The organism is Aeribacillus sp. FSL k6-2211, assembly GCF_037966125.1.
Lineage (GTDB): Bacteria > Bacillota > Bacilli > Bacillales > Aeribacillaceae > Aeribacillus > Aeribacillus composti.
This window is the reverse complement of the sequence record NZ_CP150190.1, coordinates 728,861-744,871: the sequence shown is the minus strand read 5'-3', so window position 1 is coordinate 744,871 and position 16,011 is coordinate 728,861. Positions and strand designations below refer to the sequence as shown.

The 16,011-nt window shown below is 41.4% G+C and carries 9 protein-coding genes and 2 pseudogenes; 3 read left to right on the top strand and 8 right to left on the bottom strand.

Annotation, left to right across the window (positions count from 1 at the left end; translation table 11 throughout):
* Positions 1-349 precede the first annotated feature (349 nt).
* Entirely contained in the window at positions 350-2,128 is a 1,779-nt protein-coding gene (locus tag NSU19_RS03675) for an IS1182 family transposase (protein WP_339198828.1), read from the bottom strand.
* A 267-nt stretch (positions 2,129-2,395) separates the two neighbouring features.
* Between NSU19_RS03675 and NSU19_RS03670 the strand changes: the two are divergent.
* Positions 2,396-3,274: pseudogene (locus tag NSU19_RS03670) on the top strand (IS982 family transposase).
* A gap of 183 nt (positions 3,275-3,457) precedes the next feature.
* Here the strand turns inward: NSU19_RS03670 and NSU19_RS03665 are convergent.
* From NSU19_RS03665 to rraA, 3 genes and pseudogenes are all read right to left on the bottom strand, one after another.
* Positions 3,458-5,062, bottom strand: a complete 1,605-nt coding sequence (locus NSU19_RS03665) for an MFS transporter (RefSeq protein ID WP_066248868.1) — start codon at positions 5,060-5,062, stop codon at positions 3,458-3,460.
* A gap of 76 nt (positions 5,063-5,138) precedes the next feature.
* Positions 5,139-6,359, bottom strand: a pseudogene (locus NSU19_RS03660) (transposase).
* Positions 6,360-7,305: 946 nt separating this feature from the next.
* Positions 7,306-7,794, bottom strand: a complete 489-nt coding sequence (rraA, locus tag NSU19_RS03655; protein ID WP_066248830.1) for a ribonuclease E activity regulator RraA — start codon at positions 7,792-7,794, stop codon at positions 7,306-7,308.
* A gap of 534 nt (positions 7,795-8,328) precedes the next feature.
* Here rraA and NSU19_RS03650 point away from each other — a divergent pair.
* Positions 8,329-10,026 carry an ABC transporter ATP-binding protein gene (locus tag NSU19_RS03650; RefSeq protein WP_339199959.1) on the top strand — a complete coding sequence of 566 codons (1,698 nt, stop codon included), beginning with the start codon at positions 8,329-8,331 and terminating at the stop codon, positions 10,024-10,026.
* Positions 10,027-10,066: 40 nt separating this feature from the next.
* Here the strand turns inward: NSU19_RS03650 and NSU19_RS03645 are convergent, their stop codons facing one another.
* The 4 genes from NSU19_RS03645 to NSU19_RS03630 form a co-directional block, all read right to left on the bottom strand.
* Positions 10,067-11,182: an ABC transporter permease gene (locus NSU19_RS03645; protein WP_339198824.1), complete on the bottom strand. Its 1,116-nt coding sequence runs from the start codon at positions 11,180-11,182 to the stop codon at positions 10,067-10,069.
* On the bottom strand, positions 11,179-12,444 hold the full coding sequence (locus tag NSU19_RS03640) for an ABC transporter permease (protein WP_339198821.1): 1,266 nt from the start codon (positions 12,442-12,444) through the stop codon (positions 11,179-11,181). The genes NSU19_RS03645 and NSU19_RS03640 overlap by 4 nt, the downstream gene beginning before the upstream one ends.
* A 13-nt stretch (positions 12,445-12,457) precedes the next feature.
* Positions 12,458-13,390, bottom strand: a complete 933-nt coding sequence (locus NSU19_RS03635; RefSeq protein ID WP_063389232.1) for an ABC transporter ATP-binding protein — start codon at positions 13,388-13,390, stop codon at positions 12,458-12,460.
* Positions 13,391-13,662: 272 nt separating this feature from the next.
* Positions 13,663-14,298, bottom strand: coding sequence for a response regulator transcription factor (locus NSU19_RS03630; protein ID WP_339199957.1), 636 nt, complete (start codon positions 14,296-14,298; stop codon positions 13,663-13,665).
* A gap of 432 nt (positions 14,299-14,730) precedes the next feature.
* Here NSU19_RS03630 and NSU19_RS03625 point away from each other — a divergent pair, with 432 nt between their 5' ends.
* On the top strand, positions 14,731-15,960 hold the full coding sequence (locus NSU19_RS03625; RefSeq protein ID WP_027725928.1) for an IS110 family transposase: 1,230 nt from the start codon (positions 14,731-14,733) through the stop codon (positions 15,958-15,960).
* The last annotated feature ends 51 nt before the right edge of the window (positions 15,961-16,011 follow it).

The window sequence follows — 16,011 nt, the reverse complement described above, 5'->3', positions numbered from 1 at the left end:
TTGTTCTAGACCAACTAATACTATGACCTCTGCTGACTTCTGACGGTTCAGCTATCTATCACTAGATAGGTTACCAAGGTTACTTGGCGTGCCAGCCAGACCTCCCCGGGTAAGAGTGTAATCTTTCCTTCCATCCATCTGCTTCATTTACTCTGTATCACCTTCGGCAGAAAGGGCTTTGTTTTGTCTTGCAAACTCACCCAGTGATACCTAGCCTCATATGAAGTTCGTGTTCCTCAGACCGGAAGTTTGCCGCTCGCTTCCTTCAGATTCCGCGTCACCACGGACACCCTTGCGTTAAGCTAACTGCTACTTCTGCCTTCGCAGCTCGGGACTTTCACCCTATAGATTACACCCATGCCGGGCGCACAAGCAAGTGGAGAAAAACAATTCGTTTCTCTCCACTTGCTTTTATATTTTTTCGATTTTTATCTGAAAGTAGCTGGCGGATGCCGGCTACTTTCAGGAAGTTGTGGGCTAATGCCACAATCCCAAACTCAACATGTACCTTGTCGAGGCCCCGCAAAGAAAATCTGCGGAACGACCGATTGCCCTTGATGTGACCGAACACACTTTCTGCCTCGACTTTGCGTCGAGCGTAGATAGCGGCTTTCTCTTCACATTCAAGGGCTGTTTTGGCCTTTGCTTTCATTTCTTCGAAGATGGGATTCCAGTGAACTTGTCGGTTGCCTTTCGCTTTTGTGCATTTCGCTTTCAATGGGCAATCGGTACAATCTTCACATTCGTATATTTTGAAGCTTTGTTCATAGCCAGATGGATTCTTTTTGTTTTGGTATTTTTTAAACGTTACTCTCCTTCCATTCGGGCAAATAAAACAATCATCCTCTTCACAATAGGTCCAGTTTTTGGCATTTTTAATGTCTTTTTTGTATGTACGTGTTTGTTCTTTTACATAGCTCCCATAAGGAATTAGAAACTCAAACCGGGGCTCTTTCTCATCACCAACTGCATATACATAGTTTTCTTCACTACCATAGCCTGCATCCGCAATAACTGTTTGGGGCATCGGTAATGAACTGGAGGCTAGCTTCTCCATATGTGGGATAAAGCAACGTGTATCGGTCGGTCGTTGATGAATGGTATAAAACAAGATAAACTGATTCTCTGTCCCCATTTGCACGTTGTATCCGGGCTTGAGCTGACCGTTTTTCATATGGTCTTCTTTCATGCGCATGAAGGTTGCGTCTTTGTCTGTTTTCGAGTAGCTGTTACGGTCACCGAACATTTCCTTTTGTTCCTTGTATCTTGCCATTCGGGGCAGGAAATCTTCACGAATTTGTTTCACCGATTTCTTTAATTGACTGCGTTTTTTTCGCTTCTCTTTCCGAATGGATGTATCGGTCTCCTTTTCGATTTCTTCCGTTAGCGTTTCAACTTTTTCTTCTATTTCTTTTGCGATTTCCTCCAGGTTTTGTTCGGTGATCTCTGTATGTTGATCGCTTTCCTTTTGCCCTGTTCCGGCTTCTAATTGGGTTAATTCATGAATGTGCTTTAGTGTTTCTTGGATTTTTTCTTTTAATTTCTCTTCGAATTTCAAAGTGGATTTTTTCCACACAAAAGAATACTTATTGGCATTGGCTTCGATCTTAGTGCCATCCAAAAAGTAGTTTTCCATCGTGATGTAATGTTCTTTTATCAATTTGAGAATCATGACTTCAAAGAGCTCATCCATGAAAGCTTTCATCCGTTCCCCTCGGAACTCATTAATGGTGCGAAAATCTGGTTGTTGCATCGCTGAAAGCCACATGGCAGGAATATTTTCTTTAACGAGTTTTTCGATTCCTCGGCAGGAATAAACCTTTTGAGAATAAGCATACAGAATGATTTTCAGCATCATTTTGGGATGATAGGAACTTCTGCCGCCGCCTTTATAATGAGAAAACAATTGTTTATCTGGTATCGCCTCCACCATTTCGTCCACGACACGTGCCACGTGATGTTCGGGTATAAGAGATTCAATATCATAAATCATTTGAACTTGACGGTTGTCATATGGTTTGAAAGTAGGGGCTAAATTTCTTTTGGCAGGAGTTTTTTCTTCTTTTCCATCTAGAGGAAGTGTCATTTGTGTGTTATAATTTTCACGAGTAATCATTTGATTGCTCATAAAAAATCGTCCTTTCTGTAATGTTGTGTGGTAACTTCATTTTACTAGAAAGGACGATTTTTTTGTGCATTTTTTTTAAAAAGTGAAAAAATGAGGGGCTCCAAAAAGTCAGTTACCCTGACTTTTTGGACAGCCCCAAAATGTGTGTACAATGATAATGTCATATACCCGTGGTGCTAGATAAAATCTCGAGACATAAAAACAGCCCTTGCATGAGGATCTCCTTTAAAATGAAAGTGCGAACAAACATTCAAAAGGAGAAGTTCCATGCAAGAGCACTTTCATTTTACAATAAACCAAGCAAAAATTCAAAAGCAATATACCGCGATCTTATTCGTTGTATCAGCACAACTGTCTTGTATTCAGATGTATTTGCAACGTCGAAATCGTCATTTGTTGAAGCAAGAGGATGAGGTTATCATCGCCATTCACGTTCTTGGAAAATTGCTGGGTTTTACTTCGGAACGGGCTTGGCATCGATTTGTCATTGGAAACCTGTTCACCAAGGAAAAGTTCCTAGAGCGCTCTCGATACAACCGTCGATGCCGTTCTTTGCGTTGGGCGATCAAATGGATTCGTCACCAACTCGCCAAACGTGGACAACATCACGCTTATGCGGTAGTGGACAGCTTACCCATTGAACTCTGCCACCACGCACGAATGTATCGCGTCAAACGATTTCAAGGAATCGCAGATATTGGGTATTGTGCATCCAAAAAGATGGTTTACTATGGGTTTAAGCTTCATCTTCAGATTACCGACCAAGCGCTTCCGATGGGATATGTCCTGACCGAGGCATCCTGCCACGATCGGACAGCTGCGGAAACAGTGATGACTCAACTTCCTCATCCGTATACACTTGGCGACAAAGGATATGTGAGCCAAGCCCTGCAAAAGAAGCTGTACGATGAATACAAGATCGCTTTTTGGACGCCTGCCCGAAAAAATCAACGTGTGGTGCAATCAAAAGAATGGAAACAATGGATGAAGTGAAAACGCAAAATCGTCGAAACCGCGTTCTCGGTTTTAGTGGATTCATTTCGGATCACGAAAATTCGCGCCAATTCGATCTCTGGATTTGAAACGGCGCTTGATGCCATTTTATTGGCCTATTCGCTCGTTGTTCTTGGGCTAGTTGAGCGTTGACGCTCAACTAGCACCATGGGTAATGTCATATACATTTTTGTAGGTTATTTCTCTTTTGCAAGAATTTAGGAGGTAAAAGCCAACGGATAAATGTAAACCATCTTAACTAACCGAATTTCATTTCTCCTCCCGGTGATCTTCATTCTTTATGAAAAGTGAACATCTTTAAACATGATCAACTGCTTATGAAGAATGAACTTGCTTTGTCTCCCCAAGTTTTCTTTTGCGAATGGGAATTAGGATCAAAGTAACGAAAATTGTCATGATCGCTAAGGTTACGGCAGAATAAAAGAGTCCATTGTAACCATCTTGTGCTGCCATTAAGGTGATTTGATCGACACTCGATTGGATCACTTCTTTTAACCCTGGATCTTTGACTTGATTGATGATTCCCAGCATCTGATTTTCGGAAAATTCCCCAGATGACGTACCAAATTGTTGAGATAGTTGGTAAAACTCCTTCATGGCTTCCGAACTTAAACTCGTCCCTCCTATCTTTTCCTTTAGTATAATAGGAAAATGGGATTTAAATAACTCGGGAATGTGATTGAATCCCCTAGCGATGAAACCTGCGTAGATCGTTGGAGCGAGGGTCATACCGATTTGTCGGCTTAACGATAAGGTAGAAAGTGCGGAACCTTTATCCGACTTCAGCGTTTCTGTCGCTAAAATATTTAACGGGGCACCGAGAAGTATTCCCATTCCCAAACCTGCAACCGACGAAGAAATAATGAACTGCCATTTTGAATCAATCCATGTCGGGAACAAGAGAAAACCGATGGAAGTTATGATTCCCGATAATATCACCGCTGAAATTGGTCCTCTTTTATCAACGAATGCTCCACCCATAGATGCACCGATTCCCGCCATTATTGCAAGGGGTGTTAACCAATACCCGGAATTTTCTGACGCAATCCCGAGCACTTGTTCTGTAAATGCCGGGATAAAAATCATGGCTGCCAGCAACGCCCCAGAGAAAGTCCCTATTAATAAAGTTAAAAGGTACGTAGGTTGTTTTAACAAACGATAAGGAAGAACAGGGTCGCCGCCATTTCTTTCGAGTTTGCTTTCATGAAAAATCAAAGCAATGAAAAGAACAATCCCCGATAAAATAAAACCATACACATTTGGGCTCAACAAGCTGTCTACAAATTCGACACCTTCGATATTCGTCAATCCATACATGATTCCTAAAACGGAAAGAGATAGTAAAACCGTTCCGAACAAATCGAGACGCCCAGTTTCCGGGTCTTTCGTTTCTTCTAATTTTACCCATCCAAAGATAATTAAAAATATCGCTATCGGGACATTGATAAAAAATAATACATGCCATTTACCTGTTAAATCTAATAACATGCTGCCAATATTCGGTCCCAAAACGGCGGCAATCCCATTCATTCCACCCAACATTCCAAGGGCTTTTCCTTGTTTTTCAACCGGCATCGTACTTAGTACATGTGAACTACCGATAATGAAGATTCCCCCTCCACCAAGAGCCTGTAAGAATCGAGCACTTAAATAAAAAATAAAATTTGGGCTTAAAGCAACAAGTAAAGATCCCAAACCAAACAAAGCAATTTCAACAATAAATAATTTTTTTCGTCCATATCGATCCGATATTTTTCCGATGATCGGGACACTGATAGCTAATCCTAATGTATAAAGGGTAACTCCCCATGCCCCCCAATTAGCAGAAACTTCGAACGAATTGTTAATCGTTGTCAGTGCAGCACTAATGATTCCATTATCTAAAGCAGCCATAAACACGCCAATTGTAAATAATATCATTGCCCATGTTTGGCTAGATGCTTTTTCTTTCAAATAAGTCACTCCCTTACTTTAAAAATACAATAAATAACTATAGTTACGCCATGTAAATTACACAACAATTGTCATCTAAAAAAAACAACAAACAAGTATCCCTTTTGCTATATGAAACTGTTTTTTTGGGAGTATCTTGCTTTGTTTTCTGATAAATAAACTCGACAAAGATGCGTCCCTTCTAGTTAAAGTCGCTGTTGGATTTCTCGTCATACTGTACACATAAACTAATAAAACTAGAATCCAATACCGTTTCACCGCCCAACGCCTGCTAATACGGTACCCATCGGGCTTAGTGGTCTTTCGCTTGATGGAAAAAGAATCGATCGACCAACGTCGACATAGTAGCGCAAAGATGTCTTTGTTACATAGCTTTCGATCGGTACTCAAAACGCAATGAAGATTGTCAAGCGTCATGGTTGATCGTCTTTTTAAGCAGAGTAGCACCACGGCATATCTGATACTTTTGTGCGCCCCTTCGTAGCGGTCAACGCGATAACGTTCTTCTCCCACCATGGACGAGATGAGTGTCTTTCAAAGAGAGTGGTCAAACTCCTTTGCCTGAACCGCCATGTCTTTTGGATAAAAAACGATTGGTCTTGAGCGTTGCAATCACGTGGAATCTTTTTTTCAAGCAAGCTTCCATGAGCGTTTGAGATTGATACCAAGAGTCCATTAGCACATAAACGGGACGGTTCACATCCAAAGAAGAAGGCATTTCAACCGCAAGTTTCCACTTTTTTCCCCAGCCGTATTGTCGTAGGGGCGAAACACGAAAGAGAAAGTCTTGAGTCATCACATGAACCGTGAGCCAAGCGAGAGAATGTACCCAGATTAACTATTTATCGGCGTGAGAATCATTCCAATCAACATCCTTGAATGATATGCTTTGTCCGTGACGAAGGATTTGTTTTTTTTTGCCAAATTGTATCGTCGAGCGAAACAAAAATGGATTGATTTTCATGTTTAGCAATGCGTTCAATGCGATGAAGCATCCCCTACTGATACTGAGTTTGCGAAGTAATGTCTCTTCATTCCAGGTTTTTTTGAGAAAAATGGCTAAGTGTCGAGCGATGATTCGGTGAAAGTTCCCAGGTAGTGATCAGTAAATGTTTTAGAAAGCCTTTCATAATCATCGCATCTTCAAGATGAACGGAATGCTTCATGATAGGTTTTTAATAAATAAAGTGCCAATGTGCTAATCTATTCATAAGACATGAACCTTCTTGTATAAATGGTTTGTTGGCACATCTATTTTAACCAAGGAGGCGGGGGCATGCCTATTTTCTTATTTGGATGTAAATATTTGTTAGATAATTTGCTCACCTACAGATTATGTAGTTCATTTGCCCATCTACAGTAAAAAGTAAAATTACTAGCACACTGCTTTGATATTTTATGAATAAACTGTAACAATCGATAAAAGAGCTTGTCAAGTTACCCTATTAATCTACTACGAAAAGTACATAAATGGTTTCAATTTCTTCTGTTTCCCCCTAGTTTGTATATTCTTTCCTCAAACAGTAATTACAATGTTCTTTTTAGAATGTATGTGCCATCTCACCAGTATTCTCTTCTCGACTATTTGAAGCATTTTGGGCTTACCAAATAAGGATATATGCCTTTACTCTCTATAATAAAGTTGCGAACGGGCTAGTACCCGTCATATCAAGTGAAGTAGAAATCCTTCAGCTCTGAGGAGTAATTTTGTATATCACACCCCTTTTTATGGAAAATGTCTTAGTTACATTGAATTTTTTGTCAATTTGTTTTTCCGCTTCTACAGTAAAAACGACCCGAAAATCTTTTATTTCTTTTTTAAATCGTCAATACCAATAAAAAACGTACATTTAATATACATTAAATAGAATGGAGATTACAGCAACTTTACTGGAGCAACGGACATGATTGCCTGCCGATGTTTTACACATCTCCTTCTTGACAGAAGAATCACGCCCGCAGAGGCTCATTGTCGAGTGTCACTGCCTTACCACACTTATACGGACAGGAACTTCATGAAAAAATTTGTGTTCAAAAATCTGACTTATATCCATAAATCTTACATTGCTGAACTGTTGTTATTATGTATGCTGCTGTACACGCATGTATTTAGAAAAAAACATTTTTTTCAATTTGTATTCTGTATCATTTGACTGCTTATCACTTATGCGTACCTTTACTATGATTCCTACATAATGACGGTATGCGAATCAATCAAATGAATCGATATTTAGGGACTCCTCCGAAACAACAATGCCATCATTGTCAGCATACACATACGCATTTGGGGTCCAGCGCACTTCACCAAATTCAAGTGCGACATCACGGCTTCCTTTCCCTTCTTTTTTACTTTTAACCGGACAGGTGCCGAGTGCCTTTACCCCAATCGGCATCGTCGCAATTTCAGCGGAGTCGCGTATACATCCATTTATAATCACGCCAGATAATTCACGTTCACATGCAATCTGAGCTAAACGATCTCCTAAAAGCGCGCAGTTTCGTGAACCTTTTCCATCCACAACAAGAACTGAACCTTTTGGGATCGTTTCTAGAGCTTGACGAACTAGCACATTATCTTCAAACACTTCAACCGTTGCAATTGGACCTGAAAATTTCTTTTTTCCCCCATAACTGATAAGCGGCAATTTACAAACTTGAAGCTTTTCTAAATATTGATCGCATAAATCAGCAGTTTTCATGATGAATTCTCCTTTCCCATCTATGATTGATACAAAAATATATTTTGACAACCAAGAAGCAAAACCCTTTCAAATTGAAAAAATAATCAAAGGTCAAGATTCGCGCTCGCTTTTCGTTGTTTGGCCGGGCTTGCTGGATACTAGCCGGCGCAACACAAAGCCAAACTCTTCTCTATTGCACTTAGTGATTCATTAATTCTTTCTTTAAAATATTTCGATGAACTCCCCCCTCCCACTTGCTTAGAGGCGGGCTTCATGTAACCGTTTTAATGATATGAAAAGGACTGAGCCGTCAAATCTGTTCCACTTAGACAGCCGCAATTCTTCCTTTCCATACAATTTCAAAATTTAAATCAATTTTTTCAAAAAATATATTGATTCTAACGTTACGTCAGGTTTTAAGATAAAACTAAGAAGGAGAGAAGCTATCCAGCAATCCTGATTCAAAATGGCCCGAACGTAAAGGAGAGATTCGTTGTGGAGAATTTTGAAAAAAATCAAACTTCATGGCAAAATTTTAAAAAGTTGATAAAAATGGCTAACCCTCCTTTCTGGATTTTTGTTGCGGCAATCGCATTAAGTCTTTTGGAAGCAGCTACAGGATTAGTCGTTCCGATCTTTACACGGGATTTGATTGATCGTTTTTCAACTTCAAGTATTGAAACTCATTTAATCTTTTTATTGATTGCAGTTTTTATTCTTCAGTCAACTACATCAGGCTTCTCCTATTATCTTATGTCTTATATTGGCGAATATATTGTGGCAAAAATCCGTTCAAAGCTTTGGAACCATGTGCTGTATTTGCCGATACCTTATTTTGACCGCCATGAATCTGGAGAATTGATGAGCCGCATAACACAGGACACTTATACAGTAAAGTCGCTCGTGACCGAGCATTTAGCTAATTTCGTTTCAGGAATTGTTACGGTCTTAGGGGCTGTCGCTATTTTAATTATCATTGATTGGAAAATGACGCTCATTCTGTTTATTTTTGTACCGCTTGCTATCGTATTGGTTCTTCCACTTGGACAGAAAATCTATAAAATTTCCATGCAAACCCAAGACGAAATGGCCACTTTCAGCGGCAATCTAGGCCGCGTGCTGAGCGATATCCGGTTGGTAAAATCAAACATTGCCGAACCTGTCGAAAAACAAAACGGAAATCAAAAAATTCAGCAGTTGTTCCGATTCGGCTTGAAGGAAGCAAAAATCCAAGCGATTATTTCACCTTTAATGACAACGATTATTATGGCGGTGTTAGTCGTCATTATCGGCTATGGAGGAATTCGTGTTGCCAGAGGGGAATTATCCGCAGGTTCGCTCGTTGCCATCATAATATATATGGTGCAAATTATTGTACCTTTTAGCCAAATGGCAGGATTTTTTACAGCTTTCCAAAAGGCAATGGGTGCGACAGAACGAATTCAGCAGCTTTTGAATACAGAAACAGAACATAATAATGGAAATACAAGAATTGATGTTCATAAACCAATCGTGTTTCAAAACATCTCGTTTGCTTATGAAAAAGGAAAAACGATTTTGCAAAACGTTCATTTTGAAGTGAAGCCCGGCCAAACCGTCGCGATCGTCGGACCAAGCGGTGCTGGTAAAACAACTATTTTTTCCCTTATTGAACGGTTCTATCAGCCAACAAACGGGGCAATAAAATTAGGGAATACCGACATTCGCGAATTTCCGCTTTTTGAGTGGCGCCAACAGATCGGTTACGTTTCTCAAGAAAGCCCGATTATGTCTGGCACGATTCGTGAAAATATTTGCTACGGGCTAAATCGTACAGTCAGCGAAGAAGAAGTGAGAAAAGCCGCGCAATTGGCTAATGTAGATGAATTCATCGAACAAATGCAAGACGGCTATGAAACGGAAGTCGGCGAAAGAGGGATCAAGCTATCCGGTGGGCAGCGTCAGCGCATTGCCATCGCGAGGGCACTGTTGAGAAATCCAAAAATTCTTCTGCTGGATGAAGCTACATCCAATTTAGACAGCAACTCCGAGCAAAAAGTGCAAAACGCTCTCCTTCATCTTATGAAAAATCGTACAACATTTGTCATCGCCCATCGACTTTCAACTATTATTAATGCAGATTTAATCATCGTCCTCGAAAATGGTAAAATTACCGGTCAGGGAACACATAATGAGCTGTTGCAGTCCCATCCGTTGTATCAAAAGCTTGTCAGCCGACAAATGCAAAATTTTGCTCCCGCCAACGATTAAGGCGGGAGCCGCATATAATTTACAAATGGAAGCTGACCGCTTAAGCCCGTTTCCGCTCCATAATGTTGATCCCTAACCCCATGAACACAACAGCCATCAAGAATAGGATGCTCATCGGATAGAGCAAATCGCTGAATGAGTAGCCGTAAACTACCGCCCCTTTTAACAGGTCCATTCCATACGTAACGGGGACAAATTTTGAAAGCAAGAGAAGTGCATCCGAAGAAACAATTTCCAGCGGCCAATAAGCTCCTCCGAGCATCGCCATGCTGACAGAAACAAGCGGAAGCACCGCATGAAACTGCTGCTCATTATTGACAATTCCTACTATAAAAATTGATATTGCGACAATTGCCAGTACATAAGGGATGAGCAATACGAGCACAAAGCAAAATTTATCGCTGAAATCTACATCAAACACAAAGTGAAAGACTGCAAAAATAAGCGCCACCTGAATATAGCCGGTTGCAAAACTGTAAATTAAATTTCCGGCATACATCTCCCATTTTTTGACCGGCGACAAAATCATTCGATCCCAAATGCCGTTTCGCTTTTCCATTAATATATTGAAAACGTTGTACGCAATCGTATAAATGACAAAAAATAAGACACTGCCGAAAATCGATTGCATTTTGCTGTTGATGATAACAGTTTCATCCGCACGGAAATGTTTTGTCTCTACGGTAAACACCGGATCGTTTTTCGCTTCCGCAAGCGATTTTGCCACTTGCTTTGCGCTTGATTCTCCTTGTTTTTCCTTCACCTGATCGATGATCGACTTGGATTGTAATGCTTTTGCGTAAACTTTTTGAACCGTTTGCTGAACCAAATAGCTATTGGGGGTATTGGAAGCAACGATTATGCGGAAATCGTCCTTTTTAAGCTCCACACCTGCTTCCGCCTTACCTTCGCCAACCAGCTTTTCAACTTCCTCTTTTTTCATCCTTTTAAACGAAAATAGATTATACTGCTCAAGAGAGCGAATGATTTCCTTCACTTCACTTTCAGGCAGTGCGCTGTATACTGGGACAACTATAGTCTGTTTGTTTACGGAACTGATGAGCATAGCAAAAACGACAGAAAGGATCGACACCATTAAAAATAGCCAAGGCTTCCGGATAAAAAGACGCAGCTTTGCTGTCAAAACTCCGATCACGCCATTTCACCCCTTTTTGGGAAAACTAGCAAGCTCAATACGAACATAACAAAACCGAAAAGACATAAGTATATGACAGTCCAAATAAATTGCGACAGATCATAGCCTTGCAAAATTTTTAAATAAGCTGTCATGCCGGCTCCATTTGGCGTCATATCCCCCAATTTGTGCATAAATTCCGACATTTGCGAAACCGGGAAATAGCTGCCGCCAAGAAAAGCCAAAATAGAAACGACTCCGCTTGAGAAGAAAATGGAAACATTATCTGAATTTATTCGATAGCTCAATGATGTTAAAAAGGTTCCTATTCCTCCGACTGCCACACAAAGAGCAAGCGTAACAATGATAAACGAGACGAGATCCGGCCACTTGACACTGTAAAAAACGGCTGCTAAAGCATATAACAAGGAGAGCTGAAAAAAGGCAATGATCAAGGAAGTTATGAAAATAGCAGCCATGTATAAATTTTTCGGTACATTGGCAAGCAACAAACGATGGAATGCGTTCGACTGTTTTTCTTGCAAAGCATGAGACGAAATATACGAGGCCAGATGCAACACAAACATAACGCTTATGCCGACTGTATAATAAGTAAAAGAATTAATTGGCTCCCGTTTTGTCACGGTTTCCATTTCTCCCTTTACTTTTGCGACAGGCAGTTCAAGTGATTCGTTTAAGCCAGCCTGATCCAGTTTAGAAATCAAAGAATATTGCTCTTGAAATTCAGTGATGAGCTCTTGAACAAATTGGGCTGTAATTTCTTTGCCTTCGTTGACATATATACTAAGCTTCGGCTTCGTTTTCTCGCCAAATATTAAATGGTTTAACAACGTGTATGAAAAATGCTCCGGCACTTCAACAATGACTGTATATTTGTCATTTTCACGAATTTCCTCCAATTCAGAAGGCTGAAACTCTGCCATTTGTATATACGGTTCCAGCCCTTTTGAGCCTAAAATTTCTTGTTTTAAAATGGAAATAGGCATCATTTTTTCCACTTGTTTTAATAGAAATTCCTTTTCCTCATCCGGCATTTGCACGTTTTTTACGTCGTTGGCGAATTTTTCGAAGTCCTCTTGTTCATTGCCATGTTCGACAATCGCTACTTTCGCTTGAATATCCATTTTTTTGCTGTCCATTACACTTGTGAGCGCAAAACCTAAAATAGATATAAGAGTGAACGGCATTACTAATAGAAGAAGCAATTCCTGCTTATTGCGGATCATTATTAAAAATTGTTTCTTAATAAATTGTCCAATCATGATCATCACCCTTTTAATTTCGTAATGCTCTTCCAGTTAAATGAAGAAACACATCTTCCAAAGTAGGTGTTTTAATCTCGATAGATGTCAACATTGTGTTTGTTTCCTCAGCAATTTTGAACAATATGGAAAAAGCATTCGCTTCCTTTGGCGTTAATACGGTAATTACCCGATCTTGCACAGTCACGCGATTGACAACCGGATGATCACGCAGCGCTTGAATAAATGAATCGTTCACGCGCTCGACAGTAATTTGGATTGTGTTTTCTGCCGATAAAATATTTTTTATCTCCTCTTTAGTACCGGCCGCCAAAATATTCCCTTTATCCATAATGTAAATGCGATTGCATAAAAATTCGACTTCCTCCATATAATGGCTCGTGTACAATACGGTCATTTTTTTCTCCTTATTTAACCTTTTGACCGTTTCCAAAATATAATTTCTTGATTGCGGATCAATGCCGACTGTCGGTTCATCCATAATGATCAATTCAGGTTCGTGCAGCAAGGCAGCCCCGATGTTCAATCTTCTCTTCATTCCGCCTGAAAAATTTTTAACAAGATCATGCTGGCGATCCGTTAAACCGATCATTTCCAAAACTTCCTCTACCTTCTGTTTTAATTGCGAACCTGACAGCCGATAAATTTTGCCGAAAAACAGCAAATTTTCCCGCGCTGATAAATCGGGATATAATGCAATTTCTTGCGGTACAACCCCTAAAATTTTTCTGAGCTTTTCCGGCCTTTTGATGACACTTTCGTTATTCAAACGAACATCACCGCTTGTCGGCGGAATCAGAGTAGAAATAATTGAAATGGTGGTCGATTTGCCGGCGCCGTTTGGCCCCAAAAGCCCGATGATTTCCCCTCTTTCCAAAAATAAATTCACACCGTTTACAGCATGCGTTTGTTTAAACCTTTTCGTTATTTCAACAGCTTCCAGCATTTTTTATCCTCCCTCTCAACGTTCTATTTGTATATTACAGCGTCCGCACTTTCTCACATACTATCTGCAGTCACTCTTTTCACTGAAAAACTATGACTTAGGTCATACATTTACAAAGTCTCTAGGAATAGCGCTGAAAATCAGCAAACATTCCGAGTCGAAGCAAACATTTTTCAATTATGAACGCTTCATTAACATAGAGCTTTAAAATTTCACGGCATTATTTCAATACAAAAAAAGACCGGCCTAAATAGCCGATCCTAATCAAACAGCTAGCAAATATCATGTTTAATGGCATAAATAGCGAGCTGTGTTCTATCCCGCAGCCCAAGCTTATTTAAAATTTGCGTCATATGGTTTTTGACAGTTCCGATGGACAAATGAAGGTCAGACGCAATTTCTTTGTTCGTTTTTCCTTCGCCGACAAGCTTCACAATCGCCAGCTCACGCGGTGTTAAAGGAACGTTCACCATCTCTTTTTTTGGCTTTTCCAGCAGCTTCGGGACCATTTTTGCCGCTACATCTTCATGAATGGACATTCCGCCTTTCATACAGCTATGTATCGCATCAATCAGCTTTGCCGGTTCAGATGTCTTCAGCAAAAAACCGCTTGCCCCATCCTTCAACGTCTGTACGGCATATTCCTCATCATTAAACGTTGTTAAAATAAGAATTTTCGCATCAGGCCACCGCTCTTTTATTTTTTTAGTCGCTTCTACTCCGTTCATAACTGGCATGCGAATATCCATTAAAATCAGGTCTACAATTGTCTTTTCCATTATTTCGATTGCTTTTAACCCATGATCAGCTTCCGCGACTACTTTTAATTGCTCGTCCTGTTCGATCATCATTTTCAAGCCCTGGCGGACAATGGCTTGATCTTCAACAAGTAAAATACGGATGGTCATCATTCATACTCCTCGTATACTAAGTTTCAGAAAGTTTTTTTATCGAATTTCCAGTCCGATACGCTCCTTGACAATCGCATATCTTGGGTGGTTGCCTTTGTGGGAGGGGCGCGCCCCTCCCACAAAGGGTTGAGCGTACCGGGGTTGGACTTTTCGCAATGTTCCTGGATAATGGTCTTAGGATCATCGGGGATACTCTTCTCACTCCTGTAGCTTTGACTACTTGTAAAGTCTGTCTCCTCGGCCCCTGTTTGGACGTCTAACCCGCAGGCTGTTCCCGTTGGTTTTCCCCATGCTGGAAGGAGCAGCTTCCAGGGCAGCCCATGGTCCAACGTGAGTTCTCATATGCGAGGGTGACTGGTCAACAGGCGCGATCCGGGGGCATCCCGAAGAGTCCTACCCCTCGATCCTACAACAATAGGAGGTGATCTCATGAAACTCTACGTCGGGATCGACGTGAGCTCACGCGACTTAGCCACCTGCATTATGGATCATGAAGGAAATACGTGCGCACGCTTCAAAGTGGATAATCATCTTCTGGGCGCCACCTTCCTTCGGGATCAAATCCTCCTGTGGGCTAACAAGCGAAAGCCAACCGAAATTCTGATCGGGATGGAAGCCACCTCGGTCTACAGTTGGCATCCAGCTATGTTTTTCCACCAGCAGGAGGCCTTGCAGGCTTGGAACGTCAAGGTGTTTACGATCAATCCAAAGCTCATTCGCAAGTTTAAAGAAGCCTATGTCGACTTGGAGAAAACGGATGACATCGATGCTTGGATCATTGCGGATCGGCTTCGCTTCGGCCGTCTGAAGATGACGGCTGTCCTCAAGGAGCAGTTTCTCGCGCTTCAGCGACTGACACGCATGCGATATCATCTCGTCCACCAGTTAACCCGTGAGAAACAGTATTTTCTCCAGCACTTGTTTTACAAATGCAGTTCCTTTACCCAAGAGGTGGACAGTTCGATCTTCGGACATGCCATTCTCGAACTGCTGCTTGAGTCGTGGAGCCTCGATGACATCTGCCAAATGGATGTCAAGCAGTTGGCCGACTTCCTGCGCCAAAAAGGGCGCAATCGCTTTGCCGATCCGGAATGCATCGCCAAGTCGATTCAAAAGGCGGCCCGTTCGTCGTATCGGTTGTCCAAGTGTGTCGAGGATTCCATCGACTTGCTGTTAGGGCTGTCGATTCAATCAATCCGCAGCCTGCAATCGCAGCTCAAAGAGCTCGATAAAGCCATTACCCGCCATCTTGAAGGCATTCCGAACACACTGCAAACCATCCCAGGCATCGGACCGGTTTATACCGCAGGCATCCTGGCCGAAATCGGGCAAATCGAGCGGTTTCACAACCAGGCCGCCTTGGCAAAATATGCCGGCTTGACATGGTCCAAGCACCAATCGGGCCGTTTTCAAGCCGAGGACACCTCCCTCATTCGTTCCGGCAATCGCTATCTCCGTTACTACCTAGTGGAGGCTGCCAACTCGGTGCAACGGCATGATGCGACGTTTCGTGCGTACTACCGGAAGAAGTATGAGGAAGTGCCCAAACACCAACATAAACGAGCCCTCGTCCTCACCGCTAGAAAACTCGTGCGTGTGATCGATGCGCTGCTACGCAACGGTCAAATCTACACGCCAAGAAAGGGGGAAGATCGATAAGAGGATCGATCTGGTATACCAATATCAACCTTTAGACCCAGTTTATTACAT

Excerpts from the sequence above, each read along its gene's own strand:
- NSU19_RS03630 (WP_339199957.1), bottom strand. The coding sequence starts at position 14,298 with ATGACCATCCGTATTTTACTTGTTGAAGATCAAGCCATTGTCCGCCAG.
- rraA (WP_066248830.1), bottom strand. The coding sequence starts at position 7,794 with ATGAAAACTGCTGATTTATGCGATCAATATTTAGAAAAGCTTCAAGTT.
- NSU19_RS03640 (WP_339198821.1), bottom strand. The coding sequence starts at position 12,444 with ATGATTGGACAATTTATTAAGAAACAATTTTTAATAATGATCCGCAAT.
- NSU19_RS03650 (WP_339199959.1), top strand. The coding sequence starts at position 8,329 with ATGGCTAACCCTCCTTTCTGGATTTTTGTTGCGGCAATCGCATTAAGT.
- NSU19_RS03635 (WP_063389232.1), bottom strand. The coding sequence starts at position 13,390 with ATGCTGGAAGCTGTTGAAATAACGAAAAGGTTTAAACAAACGCATGCT.
- NSU19_RS03625 (WP_027725928.1), top strand. The coding sequence starts at position 14,731 with ATGAAACTCTACGTCGGGATCGACGTGAGCTCACGCGACTTAGCCACC.
- NSU19_RS03675 (WP_339198828.1), bottom strand. The coding sequence starts at position 2,128 with ATGAGCAATCAAATGATTACTCGTGAAAATTATAACACACAAATGACA.
- NSU19_RS03665 (WP_066248868.1), bottom strand. The coding sequence starts at position 5,062 with ATGATATTATTTACAATTGGCGTGTTTATGGCTGCTTTAGATAATGGA.